The organism is Arthrobacter sp. TMP15 (genome assembly GCF_039529835.1).
Lineage (GTDB): Bacteria > Actinomycetota > Actinomycetes > Actinomycetales > Micrococcaceae > Specibacter.
Genome location: NZ_CP154262.1, coordinates 1,420,463 through 1,442,218, shown reverse-complemented (window position 1 = coordinate 1,442,218; position 21,756 = coordinate 1,420,463). Strand labels below are relative to the sequence as shown.

Annotated in this window: 17 protein-coding genes; all 17 read right to left on the bottom strand. The window is 57.1% G+C overall.

Translation table 11 applies throughout. The features are described from left to right. The 17 genes from dnaE to AAFM46_RS06215 all read right to left on the bottom strand — a co-directional run bounded on the left by dnaE (position 1) and on the right by AAFM46_RS06215 (position 21,725). Positions 1 to 3,567, bottom strand: a complete 3,567-nt coding sequence (gene dnaE, locus AAFM46_RS06295) for a DNA polymerase III subunit alpha (RefSeq protein ID WP_283531556.1) — start codon at positions 3,565 to 3,567, stop codon at positions 1 to 3. A 171-nt stretch (positions 3,568 to 3,738) separates the two neighbouring features. Further along, positions 3,739 to 4,662: an RluA family pseudouridine synthase gene (locus tag AAFM46_RS06290; RefSeq protein WP_283531557.1), complete on the bottom strand. Its 924-nt coding sequence runs from the start codon at positions 4,660 to 4,662 to the stop codon at positions 3,739 to 3,741. After that, on the bottom strand, positions 4,655 to 5,305 hold the full coding sequence (gene lspA, locus AAFM46_RS06285; RefSeq protein ID WP_343320069.1) for a signal peptidase II: 651 nt from the start codon (positions 5,303 to 5,305) through the stop codon (positions 4,655 to 4,657). The genes AAFM46_RS06290 and lspA overlap by 8 nt, the downstream gene beginning before the upstream one ends. 196 nt (positions 5,306 to 5,501) lie before the next feature. After that, positions 5,502 to 6,182, bottom strand: coding sequence for a DivIVA domain-containing protein (locus AAFM46_RS06280; RefSeq protein ID WP_283531559.1), 681 nt, complete (start codon positions 6,180 to 6,182; stop codon positions 5,502 to 5,504). A gap of 145 nt (positions 6,183 to 6,327) precedes the next feature. After that, positions 6,328 to 6,618: a YggT family protein gene (locus tag AAFM46_RS06275; RefSeq protein ID WP_283531560.1), complete on the bottom strand. Its 291-nt coding sequence runs from the start codon at positions 6,616 to 6,618 to the stop codon at positions 6,328 to 6,330. A 181-nt stretch (positions 6,619 to 6,799) separates the two neighbouring features. Beyond that, positions 6,800 to 7,321 carry a cell division protein SepF gene (sepF, locus tag AAFM46_RS06270; RefSeq protein WP_343320067.1) on the bottom strand — a complete coding sequence of 174 codons (522 nt, stop codon included), beginning with the start codon at positions 7,319 to 7,321 and terminating at the stop codon, positions 6,800 to 6,802. A gap of 84 nt (positions 7,322 to 7,405) precedes the next feature. After that, entirely contained in the window at positions 7,406 to 8,149 is a 744-nt protein-coding gene (locus AAFM46_RS06265) for an alanine racemase (protein ID WP_283531562.1), read from the bottom strand. Between the two features lie 58 nt (positions 8,150 to 8,207). Then, the gene (locus AAFM46_RS06260) at positions 8,208 to 9,077 is read right to left on the bottom strand and encodes a polyphenol oxidase family protein (RefSeq protein ID WP_343320066.1); all 870 of its coding nucleotides are present in this window, start codon (positions 9,075 to 9,077) and stop codon (positions 8,208 to 8,210) included. A gap of 77 nt (positions 9,078 to 9,154) precedes the next feature. Then, positions 9,155 to 10,324 carry a cell division protein FtsZ gene (gene ftsZ / locus AAFM46_RS06255; RefSeq protein ID WP_343320386.1) on the bottom strand — a complete coding sequence of 390 codons (1,170 nt, stop codon included), beginning with the start codon at positions 10,322 to 10,324 and terminating at the stop codon, positions 9,155 to 9,157. Positions 10,325 to 10,631: 307 nt separating this feature from the next. Continuing rightward, positions 10,632 to 11,894: a cell division protein FtsQ/DivIB gene (locus tag AAFM46_RS06250; RefSeq protein WP_343320065.1), complete on the bottom strand. Its 1,263-nt coding sequence runs from the start codon at positions 11,892 to 11,894 to the stop codon at positions 10,632 to 10,634. Beyond that, positions 11,887 to 13,359, bottom strand: a complete 1,473-nt coding sequence (gene murC / locus AAFM46_RS06245) for a UDP-N-acetylmuramate--L-alanine ligase (RefSeq protein WP_343320384.1) — start codon at positions 13,357 to 13,359, stop codon at positions 11,887 to 11,889. The genes AAFM46_RS06250 and murC overlap by 8 nt, the downstream gene beginning before the upstream one ends. Before the next feature lie 8 nt (positions 13,360 to 13,367). Next, positions 13,368 to 14,528 (bottom strand): undecaprenyldiphospho-muramoylpentapeptide beta-N-acetylglucosaminyltransferase, encoded by a 1,161-nt coding sequence (gene murG, locus AAFM46_RS06240; protein ID WP_283531565.1) that lies wholly within the window; start codon positions 14,526 to 14,528, stop codon positions 13,368 to 13,370. After that, positions 14,525 to 15,862: a putative lipid II flippase FtsW gene (gene ftsW, locus AAFM46_RS06235; protein WP_343320063.1), complete on the bottom strand. Its 1,338-nt coding sequence runs from the start codon at positions 15,860 to 15,862 to the stop codon at positions 14,525 to 14,527. The genes murG and ftsW overlap by 4 nt, the downstream gene beginning before the upstream one ends. Then, positions 15,862 to 17,400, bottom strand: a complete 1,539-nt coding sequence (murD, locus tag AAFM46_RS06230) for a UDP-N-acetylmuramoyl-L-alanine--D-glutamate ligase (RefSeq protein ID WP_343320062.1) — start codon at positions 17,398 to 17,400, stop codon at positions 15,862 to 15,864. Before murD ends, ftsW begins: the two co-directional genes overlap by 1 nt. Next, positions 17,397 to 18,509 (bottom strand): phospho-N-acetylmuramoyl-pentapeptide-transferase, encoded by a 1,113-nt coding sequence (mraY, locus tag AAFM46_RS06225; protein ID WP_343320061.1) that lies wholly within the window; start codon positions 18,507 to 18,509, stop codon positions 17,397 to 17,399. The genes murD and mraY overlap by 4 nt, the downstream gene beginning before the upstream one ends. Beyond that, a complete protein-coding gene (murF, locus tag AAFM46_RS06220; protein WP_343320059.1) occupies positions 18,506 to 20,017 on the bottom strand; it encodes a UDP-N-acetylmuramoyl-tripeptide--D-alanyl-D-alanine ligase in 1,512 nt (503 codons plus the stop codon). Before murF ends, mraY begins: the two co-directional genes overlap by 4 nt. After that, positions 20,010 to 21,725, bottom strand: coding sequence for a UDP-N-acetylmuramoyl-L-alanyl-D-glutamate--2,6-diaminopimelate ligase (locus AAFM46_RS06215; RefSeq protein WP_343320058.1), 1,716 nt, complete (start codon positions 21,723 to 21,725; stop codon positions 20,010 to 20,012). Before AAFM46_RS06215 ends, murF begins: the two co-directional genes overlap by 8 nt. Positions 21,726 to 21,756: the final 31 nt, after the last annotated feature.

Here is a 21,756-nt window from a genome sequence, read left to right as displayed (position 1 = left end):
TCAGCTTTCCAGACATGTGGACCCCAACAATACCTTCAGGTCACCGAAAAGCGCCGGAGTTGGATTGACTCTGTGATGCAGTGGCAGCTTCATGACTTTCACAGCCCGGCTGCCAGCTAAATGCATTTTGACTTCAGTGTTACCGCGGTGGTCTCCTAAAACCTGTTTCAGGGCAAGGAGTACCTGCTCATTTGCTTTGTGCTCGGGCATGGAAATCACCAACGGACCGGACATTCCCTCACTAAGATCCGGGACTGAAAGCTCCATCGCGTTGAGAGTAATCGCGCCGTCGTCACGCTTTTGCAATCTTCCTTTGACAACCACAATCAAATCCTCGGCAAGGACGTTGGCGATTGGACCATATACCTGGCCAAAGAACATGACCTCCAGGGAACCCCCAAGATCCTCAACCTCACAGCGGGCGTATGGGTTCCCGCTGCTCTTGGCAATGCGGCGCTGCAAGTTGGTGATCATCCCGGAGATGGTGATGATGTGTCCATCGTGGGGTCCGTCGTCGCCCAAGACTTGGGTGATGGACATGTCAGCGTTTTGGCTTAGTATTCCTTCAAGACCGCGCAGCGGGTGATCTGAGACGTAGAGACCCAGCATGTCCCGTTCAAACGCGAGCTTGTCCTTCTTTTCCCATTCGGGCAGGTCTGGGATCTCTGTGACAAGGGCAGACTCCGGCTCGGCATCGCCGCCAAGACCGGCAAACAGGTCGAATTGCCCAACAGCCTCGTTGCGCTTGATCATGATGACCGAATCCACTGCTTCTTCATGGATCATGGCCAACGCTCGTCGGGCATGACCCAACGAATCAAAAGCACCGGCTTTAATCAACGATTCAATGGTGCGCTTGTTGCATACCACCACCGGAACTTTCATGAGGAAGTCAGAAAAATTCTCGAAGTCTCCACGCTCTACCCGCGAACCCACCAACCCATTGACAACGTTGGCTCCAACATTACGTATGGCACCCATTCCGAAACGGATGTCCGTCCCAACGGGGGTGAAGTTTAGCGATGATTCATTGACATCTGGGGCAAGGACGGTAATTCCCATGCGGCGGCATTCATTGAGGTACAGCGCCAACTTATCCTTGTCATCGCCAACGCTTGTCAGCAGTGCAGCCATGTACTCGCCCGGGTGGTGTGCTTTGAGATACGCGGTCCAGTAGCTGATAACCCCGTAGGCGGCTGAGTGGGCCTTGTTGAAGGCATAGTCGGAAAAAGGCAGCAAGATGGCCCACAACGTGGCAACGGCAGCGTCCGAATAACCGTTGTCGAGCATGCCTTGATGGAAGCCTTCATACTGTTTATCCAGTTCAGACTTTTTCTTCTTACCCATAGCGCGGCGGAGGATGTCTGCCCGCCCCAACGAATAACCGGCCAGTTTCTGGGCAATGGACATGACCTGTTCCTGGTACACGATCAGGCCATAGGTCCCACCCAAGATTTCAGCGAGAGGCTCCTCCAACTCCGGGTGAATGGGCGTGATGGGCTGCAGACCGTTCTTGCGCAGAGCATAATTCGTGTGTGAATCGGCGCCCATTGGCCCGGGGCGATATAGCGCCAGGACGGCGGAAATATCTTCAAAGTTATCCGGGCGCATGAGTTTAAGCAGCCCGCGCATGGGTCCGCCGTCAAGCTGGAAAACGCCCAGTGTGTCCCCGCGCGCCATAAGCTCATAAGAGGGCGCATCATCAAGTTCCAGCCGCTCAAGATCAAGATCAATACCTTTGTTCGCTTTGATGTTCTCCAGCGCATCGGTGATGATCGTGAGGTTGCGCAACCCCAAAAAGTCCATTTTGATCAGGCCGAGGCCTTCACTTGTAGGGTAGTCGAACTGGGTGATGACCTGACCGTCTTGGATACGGCGCATGATGGGAATGACGTCAATGATGGGGTCAGAACTCATGATCACACCAGCGGCATGGACACCCCACTGACGTTTGAGGCCTTCCAGACCCTTTGAGAGCTCAAAGACTTTCGCAGCCTCTGGATCGGAGTTCATGAGGTTGCGGAAATCCGCAGCCTCCGAATAACGCTTAGCTTCGGGGTTTTCAATGTCGTTGAGCAGGATGTCTTTGGCCATCACGGCCGGCGGCAGCGCTTTGGTCAACATTTCACCCATGCTGAAAGGGTGCCCAAGCACGCGTGAGGCGTCCTTCAGAGCCTGCTTGGTTTTAATGCTGCCGTAGGTGACGATCATGGCAACACGTTCATCACCATACTTTTCCGTGACGTACTTGATGACCTCATGCCGGCGCCGATCATCAAAATCGACGTCAAAGTCAGGCATGGAGACACGTTCCGGGTTCAGGAACCGCTCAAAAATTAGGCCATGGCGCAGAGGGTCAAGATCAGTGATCCGCATGGCGTAGGCAACCATGGAGCCGGCACCTGAACCACGCCCTGGTCCAACACGAATACCTTGGCTCTTTGACCAGTTGATGAAGTCGGCAACCACCAGGAAATAGCCGGGGAAGCCCATGCGAATGATGACATCCAGCTCATAATCGGCTTGCTTGCGGACATCGTCCGGGATTCCGGCCGGGTACCGGTATTTCAGGCCCTCATCAACTTCCTTGACCATCCAGGATGTTTCGTCTTCTCCTGGCGGGCAGGGGAACCTGGGCATGTAGTTTGCTTCAGTGTTGAAGGAGACATCACATCTCTCAGCAATCAGCAATGTGTTATCGCAAGCTTCCGGGAGTTCCGAGAATAGGGAGCGCATTTCTGCTGCCGACTTGAGGTAGTAGCCGCTGCCGCTGAATGCGAAACGCTTGCCGCCCTCGTCATAGGTCGGCTCAGTCAGGGTGGAACCCGATTGCAACGCGAGAAGTGCCTCGTGTGCCTTGGCGTCGTGTTCGTGGGTGTAGTGCAGGTCGTTGGTGGCGACAAGGGGAATTTTCAGCTCCTTGGCGAGTCGCAGCAGGTCCTTTGTTACCCGCCGTTCTATCTCCAACCCATGATCCATGAGTTCACAGAAATAGTTCTCTGCACCGAAAATATCCTGAAACTCAGAGGCTGCTGCCCTGGCCTCGTTGTATTGGCCAAGACGCAACCGAGTTTGTACTTCGCCCGAGGGACAACCTGTTGTTGCTATCAGACCCGGGTGGTATTCGTTCAGTAGCTCCCGGTCAAGACGGGGATACTTGCCCATGGGGGAATCAAGGGATCCTAAGGAGGAGGCCCTGAACAGGTTCCGCATGCCCTGGTTGTTATAGCTGAGCAGCGTCATGTGCGTATAGGAGCCACCGCCGGAGATATCATCTCTGCGCTGGGACTCGTCGGTGCGCCACTTCACCCTTGTCTTATCGGTGCGGGCCGTTCCCGGGGTTACATACGCTTCAACACCGATGATGGGCTTGATTCCGGCGTTGGTTGCTTTCTGCCAGAAGTCGAAGGCACCAAATAAGTAACCGTGGTCGGTGGTTGCCAACGCAGGCATTTCTAACCGTTTGGCCTCATCGAATAACTCGGTCAGGCGCGCGGCGCCGTCAAGCATGGAGTATTCGGTGTGATTGTGAAGATGGACAAAACTGTCAGTCGATGAGCTAGCCACTGGACTATTCTACGACGCATTTTCGCACCGCAATCCCGACACCCGATCGGCCCCACCCACCTGGGCCATCGCTCGCTCACTTCACGTCGTTAAACCCACATCGCTCGCTCACTTAGTGAGCGAGCGTACGCCAAAACACAACGTGAAGTGAGCGAGCGATGGGGTAGTGAGCTAGTGATCCCCGCGCAGATGATCCAAAGCGTAGCTCAGGTCAAGCGGATAGGGGCTGCTGACACTAACCCACTCCCCCGATGACGGGTGCGTGAAACCTAGCTTGTGGGCGTGCAGCCACTGCCGGGTCAAGCCCAACTCGGCCGCTAGTGCCGGGTCCGCCCCATAGGTCAGGTCACCAGCACAAGGGTGGCGCAACGCCGAGAAGTGAACACGAATCTGATGGGTCCGCCCCGTCTCCAAATGCACTTCCACCAGAGAGGCCTTGCCAAAAGCTTCAAGTACCTCATAGTGAGTTATTGATGGGCGACCGTCTTCAATGACGGCGAAACGCCAGTCATAGCCCGGGTGCCGGCCAATGGGGGCGTCGATAGTGCCCTTTAAGGGATCGGGCAGTCCCTGCACCATGGCGTGGTAAATCTTCTCAACAGTCCGCTCCCGGAAAGCCTGCTTTAGGACCGTATAAGCGTGTTCGGTTTTTGCCACCACCATGGCACCGGATGTACCAACATCCAAACGATGCACAATACCGACACGCTCTTGGGCACCGGAGGTTGAAATGTTGTATCCGGCGGCTGCCAATCCACCCACAACGGTGGGGCCAACCCATCCCGGCGACGGGTGCGCAGCAACACCAACGGGCTTATCGACCACAACGAAGTCATCGTCATCCAACAAGATGTTCAGACCATCAACAGCCTCAACGACAACCTCGAGTGGGTCGCGGCGCTGTGGAATAGTAACCTCTACACTGGCTCCGGCTACGAACTTCTCGCTCTTGCCAACTGCAGTGCCGTTCTGGCGAACATTCCCTTCGTTGCACAACAGGGCCGCAGCGGATCGTGAGATGCCCAGCAAGGCCGCCAGAGAGGCGTCGGCCCGCCGTCCTGCAACGTCCTCGGGAACGGTGAACGTTTCAGTCATTGTTCCTTTTTCCACTTTCGGTATCGGCAATGGCCGGATTGTTCTCAACAACCAGTTCCGTGTCTGCTTCTGAGCGCACGACTTTTTCTTCTGCGACTTCTTCTTTTATCGCGCTGTCCACCGGCTTAACCCCGCTCAAAGGAATTCCCAGGAGGGTGAGAATACAGATGGCTATGACCCCGCCCACAACCCCCATATCTGCCATATTGAAGATGGCGAAGTTGGGGAAGGAAATGAAGTCAACCACGTGTCCCATGCCGAACGACGGCGGACGGAACAGTCTGTCGGTCAGGTTCCCTAATGCCCCGCCCAGGACTAAACCGAGGCCGATGGCCCACCAAGCCGAGCCGATCCGACGGGCCAAAATGATGATGGTGATGGACACAGCTGCCATGATCAAGGTGAAGAACCAGGTGAAATCTTCACCGATCGAGAAAGCCGCACCCGAGTTGCGAATGAAGAACCATTGCAGAACGCCCGGGATCACCGGAGTTCTCTGTCCCTCAATCATGGTGGAGGTAACCCACCACTTAGTCATTTGGTCACAAGTATAGGCAAAGGCGGCAAATCCCAACCAAAGCCACCAGAAACGCCGGAGGAACTTCGGTGCGGTAGTGCGGTCCTGCAAAGAGTTTTCGCTCATGGTGCTTTCATTAGTTCTTGGGCAAAACGTTCTTCTCAATTATAGGTGGCCGTTTCAAGAACGTGACGCGCAGGTCACGTTCGGTCCAGCCACCGCGTCCAACCACAACCATTGCAGCATAAAGACTTTATTGAGGTTAATAAACAAAAAGACCGGTGGCACAAGTTTCCTTGCACCACCGGTCTTTAGTTTTTCCTTAGGATGCCGAGTTGCCCTCGGCGAAGTCCGGTGCTGCCACCGAACCACGAGCATCCAAATCACGCAGTTGACCTTCAATGTAGGTCTTCAGGCGTGAACGGTAGTCGCGCTCAAATCCGCGCAACTGCTCAACCTTGCGCTCAAGCACCGAACGCTGCTGTTCCAGGGCACCGAGCGTTTTACGGCTCTTCTCCTGGGCGTCGTTGACAAGCGTGCTGGCTTCGATCTGTGCTTCAGCAATGATCTTGTCGCGCTGCTCAACACCTGCATTGACGTATTCGTCATGGAGGCGCTGGGCTAGGGCGATAACGCCGGTAGCGGATTCAGCGGAGTTGTTTGTAGCAACTGCCGGGGCAGGTGCTACAACTACTGGCGCTTCCTCAACAACAGGCTCCGGCTCAGCCTTGACAGGCTCAATAACTTCAGGCTCAGCCTTGGCTGGCGCTTCCGTTACGACTTCTTCCTTGGCAAGCAGCGGGGCCGCTTGTGCGGGAACTGCACCAGTGTCGGATGAAGACTGTGCAAGTTGTTTGCGCAGGTCCTCATTCTCTTGATGCAATCGGCGAAGCTCTACGACGATCTCGTCAAGAAAATCGTCGACTTCGTCCTGGTCATAGCCTTCGCGAAACTTGGTCGGCTGGAACCGTTTGTTGACAACGTCTTCTGGCGTAAGCGCCATCTGGTCACCTCATTGGTCTTAGTGAGTCTGAAACCGGTCGAAACCGTTCCGACTGCGGTACCGAATACATATCTGGAGATCTGCACTTGGGGTCTATCGCTTTTTACAATATAGCTTTTCGTCGGCGAAAACTAACGACGCGGCGCTAACTGACAAAACTTTTTGTGACACTCATCCCAATACCCACCGCAACGAGCAATAAAATGAAGCCAATATCAAGGGCAACTGAGCCGATACGCAATGGAGGAATCATCGCCCGCAGCTTTCGAAGCGGCGGGTCGGTCATCCGATACACCACCGAGGCGCCTACGAGCGCGGCACCCTTTGGCCGCCAATCACGGGAAAAAACCTGTATCCAATCGAACACCATACGCAATAGCAGCGTGAGGAAGTAGAGCAGCAGCAACAGGTAGAGAAGAGCAAAAACAATTGTCACGTGAGTGCACACAATCCCTAAGTGGATGAAATCTGAAACGTCGTTTTTAAGAATAGCCCAGCACCAGCCAAGTCGTCATGGTGGAGCAAACTCACGCATCCATGATTCGGCTGGCAACTCATACAACGAACTGCCCGGGCACAAAGTGCCCGGGCAGTTCTAAAACGTGTGGGACTACGATTTAGCTTTGGTTGAAGAAACTCGCCTGGGTGTCCGAGATCTTCTTGTCGTCACCAAGGACTTCAATATATGACGGGGATAGCAAAAACACCTTGTTGGTCACGCGCTCAATAGAGCCACGCAGTCCAAAGACCAGCCCAGCCGAGAAATCAACCAGTCGCTTGGCATCCGCTTCGCCCATGTCCGTGACGTTCATGATGACAGGTATGCCATCCCTGAAGCTCTCGCCAATGATTTTGGCATCATTATAGGATCGGGGATGTACGGTGGTGATTTGACGCAAACTGACTGCCTCTTCCCGATTCGATGCGGCGCGCTTGATAGGGGTCACGGGCGCACGATACTCTTCGTCGCCGGCTTTGGGTGTTGTCGCTTCAGCGGCAACAGCTGGCGCAGAATCACGCTCATATGTCTCCGCGTTCTCTTCATCCCTGGAGAAGGACGGAGCATGCTCCGCGTCGTAGTGCTCGTCACCGTCGGCGAGCCCAAGAAAGATCATTGTCTTGCGCATAGCGCCAGCCATGGTAGCTCCTCATTAGTCTGCAAAGCACAAGCACTCTCTCCGGTACGTGTGCGGTAAAACAAGTTGTTGCCAACATACAAAACGCTACAGCACCTCAGGACGAGGGCCGAGTATATCCGAACCGACACGCAGGTGTGTCGCCCCGACGGCCAGCGCTGCTTCAAGATCGTGACTCATGCCAGCTGAGATCCCGCCAGCTCGCGGATGTATGGCTTTCAAAGCCGCGGAGGCAGAGGCCAACAACTCAAAGGCCGGCTCCGGAGCGACTCCTCGTGGCGCAACCGCCATGAGACCTGCCAGTGCGAGCCCGCTTGTGTTCGCAATCAGCTCTGCCAGTTCCTCAATGCCCGACGGCGCGACCCCTCCCCTGCCGCCGTGGCCAACGGCGCCGCTGGTGATTGGATCCGGGTAGGCCTGCGAGAGGTCCACTTGAATAAAGCACTGCAGATCCGTCCTGCCGTTTTCCTGCTGCCTCACAGCCATGGCTCGGCCAAGAGATGTCACTAACGAAGGCCTATCAACAGAGTGGACGGCGTGGGCGTAGGCGGCCACTGACTTTGCCTTGTTTGTCTGCATTTGTCCAATGAAATGCCAGCGCATGTCAGGGTCATTGACCTGCCCAGCCTTTGCCGCAGCCTCTTGATCCCGATTTTCACCAACGTCTCTAACCCCCAAGCTCCGCAGTCTTAGGACGTCAGAGGCTGGATGGAACTTCGTCACAACAATGAGCGTGGGCTTGAGCTCATTCCCAGCGGCGGCATTGATCCGCTCCTTCACGGCGGTGAGACTGCTGGCCAGTTCCGCTGTGCGGGTTTCTTCCGAGGTCATTCTCTGTTGCTCTTTCCATCCGGTCACACAGTGCTTGCTAAATAGATTCGGGGGGGTGTTATTCGCCTGCGTTGTGAAACAGCCCGGAAGCCGCGGCGATAAAGCCGATGAACCGGCCTTCGGGCTCCCCGTCCCGCTGTGAACGCCTATGCGAGAAGTACCTTTGATCTTCAAGGGTGCAGATACCAGATGGGTGCCCCGTCACACCGGCATTCCTCAACTGTGCCAGAACCGCCGCGGGAAGGTCTAGTGCGGGCGTTCCCCAGGATGTGCTTGCAAAGGCTTCCAAAACCTTCTGCGAGACTGTTGCGCGCATTGCTTCAGGGACCTCATAGCAACGCCCGCATATGCTGGGGCCAAGCCAGGCCTCGATGTTAACAGCTCCCGAAGCGCGCATCTGCGCTACAACGTTGGCAATAACACCCTGCTCCACCCCCGGCCGTCCAGCGTGAGCAACGGCAAGGACGGCAATACCGGTGGCGGTCATGCCAAGGCACACCACGGGGACGCAGTCAGCAACCATGACTGAGAGGCCGGTTGCAATGAATTCACCACCGCCCGATTCTTCACCAAGCGGGCCAGCATTCTTCGGAGCCGCACTGTTCGGAGCCGCACAGCACAGCACCATAGCATCAGCCATGGGGGCCTCACTGCGGGGTCCCCCTGCGTCAATAACCGCTGCGTCAATAACCTCTACATGACTGCCATGCACCTGGTTCATATAGGTCAGGTGCGCGCTGCCACCCAAACCCGGACTGTGGTTTGCTGGCAGCTCTTGAGCCAGGTCCTGACACACGTTCGAGGCCAGGGACGCCCTGCGGAGCTTCACACCATCCGGGTCGTCATTAACATGAAAAGCCAGGTTGCCAGCAGAGGTATCGGTGAAGCCCACCCATATTCCGGGGCGAACCTGCATTGAAGACCACATACCAACAACCTGACCATTCAAGGGTGCCACCAGTTCACACCGGCAACGAGAGACAGATGTACTGAGATAACTTGGGTTTACTTCAGGAAGTCAGGGACATCCAAGTCATCGGAACGATGCCCGGTGAGATCCGGTTCCACGATGGCAGGGAGTTCAACATCAAAACCTCCGTCAGCGGGAACCTGAGTACCTGACTGCTGTCCCCACTGGTTGAGGTTTGTCACTGAGGCACTAGCAGGTACAGCTACCGGGACGGGTGGTGCCGTTTGGGCAGCTGGTTCATGTGTCTCGGTAGCCTGATCAGGGGCATCGAAGCCGGCCGCGATAACCGTCACGCGCACTTCGTCACCGAGCGCGTCATCAATGACGGCACCGAAGATGATGTTCGCCTCCGGGTGTGCAACTTCTTGAACCAGTCGAGCAGCCTCGTTGATCTCGAACAAGCCCAGATCGGAGCCACCCTGGATGGACAGCAACACACCATGTGCGCCATCAATGGATGCCTCAAGCAGCGGGGACGCGATGGCCAGCTCCGCAGCCTTGACCGCGCGATCCTCGCCACGGGCGGAACCGATGCCCATCAAAGCAGAACCTGCACCTTGCATCACGGATTTCACGTCAGCAAAGTCAAGGTTGATCAAGCCGGGCGTTGTGATGAGGTCCGTGATGCCCTGAACACCGGACAACAGCACCTGATCTGCCGTACGGAACGCTTCAATGACTGAGACGTTGCGGTCGCTGATGGAGAGCAGACGATCGTTGGGGATAACAATCAACGTATCCACTTCATCGCGCAGAGCCTCGATACCGCTGTCGGCGCTAGTAGCACGACGGCGACCCTCGAAAGTGAATGGACGCGTGACCACACCGATTGTCAAGGCACCCAAGCCACGGGCGATCCGGGCCACTACGGGCGCGCCACCCGTTCCGGTGCCACCACCCTCGCCTGCTGTCACGAACACCATGTCGGCGCCGCGAAGCACTTCTTCGATTTCCTCTGCGTGGTCTTCCGCCGCCTGGCGCCCGACGTCCGGATTGGCTCCGGCCCCCAATCCACGGGTCAGCTCACGGCCGACGTCAAGCTTAACGTCGGCATCACTCATCAGTAGTGCCTGCGCATCTGTGTTAATGGCGATGAACTCCACGCCGCGCAGACCCACGTCAATCATGCGGTTCACTGCATTTACGCCGCCACCGCCGATACCGACGACTTTGATGACTGCCAAGTAGTTCTGGGGTGCTGCCACGTTAGGTGTCCCTTGTTCGTATGTTGCTGAAAGATCAATATTTGCTGCTTCTGACACAGAATTTACCCCTTTTCAAGGCGCCGGCTGCGGTTCCCGGGGTAACCTTGAAGCGCTGCTTGAAACTTTGCGTAGCTTAACCCTCAACTTGAAGGTTATAGTTATGTCAACTAGTTCTTGTCACGACGCTATGGTGCATCCGTGCTGCATGCAATTACCATCGCCGCGTGTCGCCCTAATCCCATCAAAAAACACAGAAAACTGTCGCTCTCGAAGTTAAAGCAGTCATTCGCCGAACTTTGTCACCCCATCATCGTGTCACAGGGTGCCGCGGTGCACTGACATCAAAAACCTTCACAGGTGCCGGTTCAGGCTTCCCCTCCGCAGCCGTGGGTGGCGGCGCACTCAGCAGCGCTTCCAACACCTGGGCCTTGAGCTCCATGTCATTCGCATTGCCCCAGATGATGGACCTGCCGTCTGCGAGTTTTAGCTCTACCGCATCCGGGGACTTCGCCGTTGCATTGGCAAGCTGTCCAAGAATCGACTGGGGCAAATTGGCCAGAACGGCTGTCATAGCTTGAAACGTATCTTGTCCAATGGCCGCTTTGCCACCGTCGATCAGCGGCAGAGCCACGGATCCAGGGTCCTTGGTGGAGCCCAGCTGTACGCCGTCCTGGTCAACCAACAGGTAATCATCATCGTTTTTTAGCAAGGCAACCGGCACCCGCTCCACAATATGGATCAGCAAGGTAGAAGGTGGTCTTGCTTCTATACGGGAACTTTTGACCTGAATAACGTCACTGAGTAAATCTTGCACCTGCACGTCTGTGACCTGCGGGAGGGGTTTAGCAAGAATAGGTGCAACCGCATCTTGGAGGACTTGGTCGCTAACTAACTTGCTGCCGTCAAACACGACTGTCTTCACCGCCAACACTGGCGAAAACAACGCGATCACCATCACCAGGACCAACACGGCGAGCACCCCGGCTGCTGTAAACACAAGGTTTCGGCGACGCCGCTTATATTCAGGGACAGGAAAAGCAAGCACCGTGGCATCACGGCCCGAGCCTGAATCGCCGTATGCCGTGTTCGTTGGCTCTCGTGGCATCACGGCTTTGGAAGTACCAGTACCGGGCTTCGCAGTGCCCGTCTTACCTGGGCCCGACTTGGCTGGGCCCGGCTTAACTGGGCCAGCCTGGTTGCCAGACTTCGCCTCGCCAGACTCAGTTGCGGCCGGCTGAACCTTGGTACTTTCTCCGGCGCCAACCCTAGCCAGGAGTGACTTCCACTTGGGTGTCTTGGGGCTCATAATCTGAGCAGCGCCGGCGTCTTCCGATTCAGTGCTGGGCACCCGCTCCACAGAAACTTTGGCGCTGGTGCTGCGCACTGACCCTGCAGGCGGCGCTGCTGCCATATTGGCCCCTGACGCCTCGGCGGTCCCCACATCAGCGGTCCCCGCGTCGGCGGTCCCCACATCGTCTACTGAGCCACTGGTTCCTGGCGTCTCGGCTGCCGCCGGGGGCAAATCTGTTGGGCGGGTTCTTATAACTCTCGGTTTACGGGGCTCAACCATGGGTATTTCCGTTGGCCGTGCCTGCATCCGAGAGTTTGCCGCTGTTCAGCTCGGCTACCAAAGCAGGACCAAACTCAGTGACATCACCGGCACCAATGGTCAAAATAATGTCCCCTGCCACTGCCAACCCGGCCAGACGCTGCACCGCGGCAGCACTATCAGGAGCATAGCCAAATGGCTTATGCAAAGCCGCAGTGATCAATTCACTGGTGACCCCCGGGATGGGCTCTTCACGTGCAGGATAAATATCCAGGACCGCCACGGTATCCGCGAGATCCAAGGCGCGAGCAAATTCCGTGGCAAACTCGGCAGTCCGTGAGAAAAGGTGCGGCTGGAAAAGGACATGAACCCGTTTGTCTCCGGCCACAGTTCTTGCTGCCAGCAGCGCAGCTGTCACCTCGGTTGGATGGTGGGCATAGTCATCAAAAACCGCGACCCCCCGCCCCTCCCCCTTGGCTTCAAACCTTCTGGCCGCACCGCTGAAAGCAGCCAGCGCTTCCACGGCACGGCCAACATCGACTCCCAGCACAACGGCCACTGCCACCGCTGCCGCGGCATTGCTTAGATTGTGCTTACCCGGAACTTGCAAAGTTAACGTCAGTTGAGCTGTTTGCCCTGCAGCAATAACACCTTCTTTGAACACCACAGCGGCCGTGGTGTGCAGTCCGGCCTGCGTGCCAGGAAGGAGCCGGATATCGGCAGTTGGTGCAAAACCGTAGGTCAGGCAGCGCTGCCCGGACGCGCGTGCGTGGGCTGCCAAGGCTGCTGACCCGGCGTCGTCGGCGCACGCCACCAAAGTACCCTCCGCAGGCAGCAAAGTGATGAACTGCTCAAACGCTGCGAAAACTGCCTCAGCGGTGCCGTAATGGTCAAGATGGTCTGCTTCAAGGTTGGTTACTACTGCAATGTCGGGGCAGTAGTTCAGGAAAGATGCATCTGATTCATCCGCTTCGGCTATAAAAACCCCTGCTGCGCCGTGGGCAGCATTGACACCTATGCCCTGCACAGTCCCACCCACGGCAAAGGAGGCGTCAACTCCCGTGCCTCTCAACATGACAGTGATCATCGATGTGGTGGTTGTTTTGCCGTGTGTTCCGGCCACGGCCACTACCGTGTCATTGGCCATGGTGGCTGCCAGCGCCTGAGAACGGTGCAGGATGCGCAGTCCCAAGAGACGGGCAGCCGCCAACTCAGGATTACTCTCTCGGATGGCTGTGGAAATCACCACGGTGTCAACATCTTCAACGTTGGCTGCGCTCTGGCCGATGTGAACAGTTGCACCGAGGGTGCCAAGCTCAAGGAGTCCGGCCGAGTCCTTCGCGTCTGAACCGCTCACAGGCACTCCCTGACTGAGCATGATTCTGGCGATTGCCGACATACCGGCACCGCCCATACCGATAAAATGGACGCGACCGAGTTCGGCCAATGTGGGTGGACTGTACGCAACGGCGTGGCTGTTGTTCATCATGTGGTTCACTTTCTGCCAGCCGCAAATATCATGTCCGCCATGCGCTCGGCCGCATCTCGAATTCCCAGTTCTATAGCCGTTGCCCCCATGCGGGCCAGGCGCGGAGTGTCCAGACACAGCGGTATCAGCTCGGCTTGGATCCATTTAGCATCCAGCGTTTCATCTAGGACAAGCAAGGCAGCACCCGCTTCCACTAGTCCGGCAGCATTACGGGCCTGTTCACCGTTGCCAATGGGTAGGGGAACAAAGACGGCAGGAACCCCAACGGCTGCCACCTCTGAGACGGTGCCTGCCCCGGAACGGCATAATAAGAGGTCCGCTGCCGCGTATGCGTCCTCCATACCATCAATGTACTCAACCTGTCGGTACAGCTCTGCGCGAAGCGGCTCTTCGCTCTTATCAATCACAGCCTTACCCTTGCCCGTGATGTGCAAAGTTTGGATGCCCGCTGCGGCCAAAGCATCAACACACCCGGCCACAGCCTGATTAAGCCGAAGGGCACCCAGAGAACCGCCTGTGACAATGAGAGTTGGTTTGTCTGCAAGTAAGCCCAGGCGTTCACGAGCACTGCGCTGCACAGCTAGTCGATCCAACGTTGCAATGCTGGCACGCATGGGCATTCCCACCCAGTGGGCGTGACGAATCTTTGTCTCAGCAAACGCCGTCCCCACATAAGTTGTGTATCTGGCACCGACTTTGTTGGCCAGCCCGGCCCTGGTGTTGGCTTCATGGATCACGATTGGTACGCCCAGAGACTTGGCGGCAAGGTACATGGGGGTACAGACGTACCCGCCTACACCAACAAGAACATCCGCGTGGGCATTGCGCAGGATCGTTTTAGCCGCAAAAACAGCCCTGATCATCCGTAGTGGGAGTTTAATTACGTCAAGGGATGGCTTACGCGGTAACGGGATGCGCTCAATGAACGCCAGCTCATAGCCGGCCGCCGGAACAAGGGTTTCTTCCAGTCCGCCCTTAGTACCTACAGCCACAATGCCGGTGTTAGGATCGCACCGCCGAAGGGCCGCAGCCATGGCTAGCAGTGGACTGACGTGCCCGGCGGAGCCACCCCCGGCAAAGACAACGGACAGGGCTGGCTGTGAGGAGTTGGAATGGCCCGCGGCTTCACCCGGTGTTGTGTTGTTGGTGTTGGTGGTGTTGTTCATGAAGGACTCGAGGCACTTTCTTGTTCAGCGTCGGCGGCAGGGTCGGTTCGGGCAAAGGACAGGACTACCCCAATCGCCGCGAGCACCATCACCAATGCGCTGCCGCCATAGGAAATTAAGGGTAAGGGAACCCCGATCACGGGCAACAGTCCAGTGACCATGGCGATGTTGACAAAAGCCTGGCCAATGATCCAGGTCAGGATAGAACCACAGACCACGCGAGCAAAGGAGTCATTGCGCTTCATGATGACACGGAAAACGGCGAATGCCAGAGCACCATAGAGGGCAATGATCACCAGGCTGCCAAGCAGACCCAGTTCCTCTCCAAGGATCGCAAAGATGAAGTCGTTGTGAGCCTCGGGGATCCAGCTCCATTTTTGCCTGCTCTGGCCCAGGCCTACTCCAAACCAGCCACCAGAGGCCAAAGCGTACAAACCATTTTGGGCCTGGTCACACAGCCCCTGCCCGTCGTCGCAATTGCCCAACCAGCCAGAGAGCCTGGCGGTCCGGTTTCCACTGACAGCCGCCATAACTACAGCGGCAGCGAGTCCTATACCAACGGCCCCCAACAGCACACGCTTGCTGCCTCCACCGAAGAACAGCCCGACCCCCACAACGCCCATGACAATGACAGCGGTACCCAAGTCATGTCCCCACAGGATCAACCCCACCAGGATCACCCCGACGGGTACCACTGGCAGTAGCGTGTGCCGCCAGTCGCCAACCAAGCGTCCTTTACGCGATAGCACCATACCCATCCACAACGCCAAGGCCAGTTTGGCTGCTTCCGATGGCTGAAAGCTGAAGGATTCTCCGAGTTTGATCCAGTTTCGGTTTCCGTTAATTTCCGACCCCAGTGGGGTCAGCACGGCAACCAACAGAAAAAATGACAGGCCCAACGCCGGCCAGGCGAACTTCTTTAGCAACGCCGGAGTGGCGAAGGACAAAGCCATCATCAGCACCAGCCCAAAGCCGGCAAACATGGCAGCCTTTAAAAACAAGGAATATGGGTCTACGCCAGCGGATATCGATTCAGCCGCGGAGGCAGAAAGCACAGCCATCAAGCCCACACAGGTGAGGGCCACGGTAGTGGCAATGATCCAGTAATAGGCAGCGCTTGGCCGGCCAGAGAATGCATATAACCTGCCGCGCAGACGCGTCCAATGTCCGTCCACAGCTGGCGGCACAGTGGTGGCTGTTTTCTTCTTCGTTGGTTTTGCAGGCTTTGCACTGATCGCTTGGGTCGTGCCGGCATCCGGGTGCGCGCCAGCCCTGGTCCGCAGTGCGCGTGCGCGTGCAAGCGATGAGCCCGGCTGTGCGGGGGTCTTGGCCACTATGACTCCTTATTAGCGCTTGCCCGAGTTTCCAGCAGCTCCCGCACGGCATCAATGAAGGCCTGGCCACGGTGAGCATAGGAGGTGAACTGATCCATCGAGGCCGACGCCGGGGCCATGAGCACCGTGTCCCCGTCACTGGCCAATGACGCCGCCGCTGCGACAGCCTCGGCCATTACCGCCTCGCCACGCAGGAGAGCTGAGTCTGTGTGCCTGCCGCCCTGAGCTCTTGTCAGAATCACCGGAACCCCGCTGGCATGACGCGCCAGCGAACTGGCCAGGTCGGTGCTGTTTGCACCGATCAGAACAACTGCTTTGAGACGCGGTGCTTGCTCCCGAACCAGTTCGTCATAGTCAACTCCCTTGGACAAGCCACCGGCGATCCAAATAACAGGGTCGAACGCTGATAGTGAGGCTGACGCCGCGTGGGGGTTGGTCGCCTTTGAATCGTTGATCCACAGAACGCCCTCAGAGCTGGCCACCGGTTGAATTCGGTGCTCCCCGTTGTCATATTCTCGCAGTCCCTTGGCAACATCTGCTGGTGTGAGCCCATAGGCAAGCACCAGAGCCGCCGCGGCAGCTGCATTGGCCACCAGGTGACGCGGCACCAGGTCTCCAATGTCGCTGATTTTGGCGAGTTCGGCGGCGCTATCTTTGCGTTCTGCAATAAATGCCCTGTCAACCAGGAGACCTTCAACAACCCCGACCATGCTGATGGCTGGAATGCCTGTGGTGAAACCAACTGCCCTGCAGCCTTCTTTCACGTCGGCTTCCTGGACCATGCGTTCGGTTTCAATCTGCTCGGCGTTGTATACACAAGCCACTTGGGTGTTCGCGTAGATCTTGGCCTTATCCGTGGCGTAAGCGGCAAAACTTCCATGCCAATCGACATGATCCTCAGCGAGGTTCAGGCACACACTTGAGATGGGCTCCAAGGACTCGCTCCAATGCAGCTGGAACGAAGAGAGCTCAACTGCCAGCACGTCATAACCCTCCGGGTCACGAACAGCGTCAAGAATGGGCGTGCCAATATTACCTGCCGCGATTGCACGCAGGCCAGCACCCTGGAGCATCGCTTCAACCATGGTGGTTGTGGTGGTCTTGCCGTTGGTCCCAGTGATGGCAATCCACTGCGCCGTTTTTCGCCCCTCTTTGACCCGCACACGCCAAGCCAGCTCTACATCTCCCCAAATGGGGATACCGGCAGAGGCTGCTGCGATGAGCAGTGGGTGGCTGGGTTTGAACCCCGGGCTGGTGATAACAAGCTGTGCCTGCTGCCCATCAACCAGTGGCAGGGCAGTGGAGGAATCAGCCCCAAGGATGACTTCCTTGACCCCTACAATCTTGAGTGTATCGGCATGCGCCCGGGATTCGTCGTCATCCGATGCTGCGATGACAACCACGTGCGCACCCAACTCCGCCAAGGTATCGGCAACCGAGAACCCTGTTTTGGAGATACCGGTGACAACCACACGCAATCCGGCCCAATCAGCGTCCCAACTCGTCAGTGCACCCAAACGATTCTCGCAGGCACTCACAGTCGGACAATCCATTCAGCGTAGAAGGCACCGAGGCCCACAGCCACCATCAGTCCTGCCAGAATCCAGAACCTGACAACAACAGTGACTTCCTTCCAGCCCTTGAGCTCGAAGTGGTGTTGCAGAGGTGCCATCAAGAAGACTCGTTTACCTTTGGAAAGCTTGAAGAAACCAACCTGGATGATGACGGAGAGGGCAATGAGGACGAAGAGTCCGCCAATGATTGCCAGCAGAATTTCGGTGCGGGAGAGAATGGCAAACCCCGCCATGGCGCCGCCAATGGCCAGCGATCCGGTGTCGCCCATGAAAATCTTGGCGGGAGAGGTATTCCACCACAGGAAGCCGATCAGTGCGGCAAACATGATCACGGCAAGTAGGGACAAATCCAACGGATCCCGAACTTCATAGCAAACGGTTTCGGAAGGTACTTTGCGGGATCCGCAGGCCTGGCTACTCTGCCAGAGACCGATGAGTGTGTAGGCGCCAAAAACGAGGATCGAAGCCCCTGTGGCCAGACCGTCAAGCCCGTCAGTGAGGTTCACACCGTTCGTGGCTGCAGTAATGATCAGGTTTGACCAAATCACAAACAACACCACGCCTAAGCCTGCCCCGGCAAATGCCAGGTTCAACGAGGGGATGTCCCGCGCAAAGGAGATGAACGTACTGGCCGGGGTGCGCCCAGAACTGTTCGGGAACCCCAACGCCATAATAGCGAAGGAGATGCCTACAACAGCCTGGCCAATAAGCTTGCCTTTGGGATTCAGCCCGGTGTTGTGTTGTTTGGTGATCTTCAGGAAGTCATCCAAGAACCCAACCAATCCCATACCCACCATCAGGTAGATCATGAGCAGACCGGACGCAGTTGGTCCAGAAGTGCCAGGGTTAATCAGCCAGACGATTAAATGCGTGATGAAATAGGCAGCAACCACGGCGCCAACAACGATCGTGCCACCCATGGTGGGGGTACCTCGTTTGATCTGGTGCGTGGTGGGACCATCTTCTCGGATGATCTGTCCGTAACCTTGTTTAACAAGGAATCGAATGAATATGGGAGTGCCGACCATGGCAAAGGCCAAGGCCAAGCCGGCACCGATGAGCAATGCAATCATGGCTTGGAGGTCCTTTCGCCTGGGGTAGGGTCACTAGTATTTGCGGGGTTGTTCCCCGTGGGTAATGCTATCCGATCACCTAGGAACCGCAGTCCGGCGCCATTCGAAGACTTAACTAAAACAATGTCTCCCGGTGCCAGCTCGGCGGAAAGTAGGGCGTAAGCGGCTTCCGCGTCGGGAACAAACATGGATTCGTTTCCCCATGAGCCTTCCATGACGGCGCCCACGTGCATGGCACGGGCTCCGGCCCCAACAACAATCAGCCGAGAGATATTCAGCCGAACGGCCACCCGGCCAACCGCGTCATGATCCAGCACTGAGCTCTCGCCCAGCTCAAGCATTTCACCCAGCACTGCCCAGGTACGGCGCGCTCCGCTTCCGCCGAGCTCGGCCAGAGTACGCAGTGCTGCACGCATGGACTCCGGGTTGGCGTTATAAGCGTCATTAACAATGCTCACGCCGTCACTACGGTCCGTGCGTTCCATCCTGTACCTACTTACCGCACGCTGCTCACTAAGTGAGAAGGCAATACGCTCAGGGGAAACGCCGAGGACATGTGCGGCTGAAGCTGCAGCCAATAAATTTGTGACATGGTGCAAGCCGAGTAGTTTGCTCTGCACTTTTAGCGTTTCTATCCGGTCTGGAAAGGCTAGATCAAAAACTGGCTGACCATCCGCATCCGTGTGCACGTTACGTGCCTGCAAGAATTCGGCGCCACCGGGCACGTCAGTTTCTGGTGCATCAGCGCTGCTGAAGAACGTCACGGGCGCCCCTGAACGGGCAGCCATGCTCCGGACTCTACCGTCATCGTAGTTCAGCACGGCCCGGCCCCGCGGGGTTAGCGCTGCAACCAGCTCCCCCTTAGCAACCGCAATGTTCTCTATGGAGCCAAACTCCCCCGCGTGCGCACTTCCCACACACAGGACAACACCGAGATCAGGGTTCACGATCTTACTAAGATATGAAATCTGGCCCATCTTTGTGGCGCCCATTTCAATGATCAGATACCGCGTACCCTCAACGGCCCGAAACACTGTCATGGGGACACCGACTTCACCGTTATAGGAACCCACCGGCGCTACGGTAGGGCCCTCGGTGGCTAGTATTCCAGACAACAAGTCCTTCGTGGTGGTCTTGCCGGCTGACCCGGTGATGCCGATGACGCTCAGTGGCGAGTGCGCCCGAATCCTGCGGACAACCTCGGCCGCCAGCGTCCCCATTGCAAGCACAGCGTCGGTGACGACAACAGCTGGAAACACACCTCCGGCGTCGTCCGCGGGCGGCGTGCGTTCGGCCAGTGCCAGCACAGCACCGGCTTCAAAGGCAGCGGCAATAAAGCCGTGTCCATCAGTATTTTCCCCAGCTTTAGCCACGTACATACTGCCCGGAGTCACATCTCGAGAGTCGGTTGCAATCTTTGCCACGTCCAACAGCATGGCCGGATCAGTGCCGAAGGAAAGTGTGCCTTGGGTCAGTTCGGCAATCTGTGCCGCGGAAATTTCAATCATTAGTTGAGGATTCTATCTTGCTTGCTCCACTGAGCGGGAATCCGTGGGAAGTCAGGGCTGCCCGCAACTCCACCCTGTCATCGAGAGAAATATTGACTCCTTTGACCTCTTGATAGATTTCGTGGCCGCGTCCAGCCACCAGAATCACGTCCTCGGCCCTAGCAAGTTCCACGGCGCGTTCGATCGCGGCTGCCCGTGAACCATGTTCCTCCACAACTCGTCCCAAGCACTCTTGTTCGTTAGTTTCACGGGCTCCGGCCAGCACGTCGGCACGAATTGCCGCCGGATCTTCGTCATGCGGGTCATCGTCGGTAATAATAACCACGTCTGCACCCCTGGCAACGACGGCACCCATCAGCGGACGCTTGGTGACATCACGCTCTCCGGTAGCGCCAAAGACAACTATCACCTTGGCAGCCGGGGAGTCCGGGCGCACTGCCGCCAGCGCCCGCTTCAGTGCATCCGGATTATGCGCAAAATCAACCACGGCAACCGGTGCTGTGCCGATGAGCTGCATGCGTCCGGGGACCTCGATCGTAAACGGGTCATGGGCGTCAAGCACTGATTGTAGCTCTGTCACAACGTCTTTGGCACTCTTGCTTCCATAGCGGACGACGCCGGAATCTTCTTCCGTGGCAACGGCCAGCAGGCGGGTGAGAACCATGAGTAACGCAAGGGCTGCGTTGGAGACATTGAACTCTCCCGGCAGCCCAGTGCGGACCGTGAGAGTTGCGCCATCCGGACCGCAGAGGTTAAAGCGGGATCCTATCCCGTCCCGGCGGATGTCCTGAACCTGCCAGTCGGCGCTACCTTCTGTAGCCGCATGCTTGAGAGTTGAAAGAGTCACTGTAGGCACCGTGCTGGTGCGCGCCATCCGCTGACCCCAGGCGTCATCAATTGTTATGACAGCCGCCCCTGCATGCGCGGGGGTGAAAAGGGCCGCCTTGGTGGCAAAATACTCTTCCATGCCTCCGTGGAGGTCAAGATGATCCTGGGTGAGGTTGGTGAATCCAGCCACGTCAAACACCACTGAGTCGACCCGGCCAAAGGCTAGTGCATGGGAGGAGACCTCCATTGATGCGGCACCGAGGCCTCTTTCAGCCATCACGGCTAAAAGAGCGTGCACATCCGTGGACTCCGGTGTTGTGAGCTTGCTGGGGATGGATTCACTGCCAGCTAAGATCTCGATGGTGCCAATTAGCCCGGTCGTTTTTCCCTGTGCTTTCAAAAGAGAGTTCAGGAAGTAAGTTGTGGTTGTTTTTCCGTTGGTGCCTGTCACCCCAAACAAGTCCATGTTTTCCAAAGCGTTTTCCAAAGCGCCGCCCCCGGACTCCCCTGCAGTCCCGGCACAGGTGCCATAGATAGTGGCGGCAAGTACTCCAGTGACTGCACGAGGGTCCGCCACTGTCAGAACAGGCACCGCGCAAGCCTTCCCTAGAACTTCCGCGCCTGCATGGTCCGTTAAAATCGCGATAGCGCCTCCGGCTACGGCCTGCGCGGCGAATTGCGCGCCATGAGCCCGTGTTCCTGGCAAGGCAACATAGAGATCACCGGCACATATAGTGCGCGAGTCCAAGCTGACACCATTCACTGTCACGGGCTCAATACCTCCCTCGCGTTCAGCACCCACGACCTCGGCCAGCTGCGCCAGCGTTACTGACCCGCGGTGACTGGGACGCAGGGGGGCAGACGAATTATTTACAGGCACTTCTTTAGAATCCTTTGCTTGCATAGAGTGC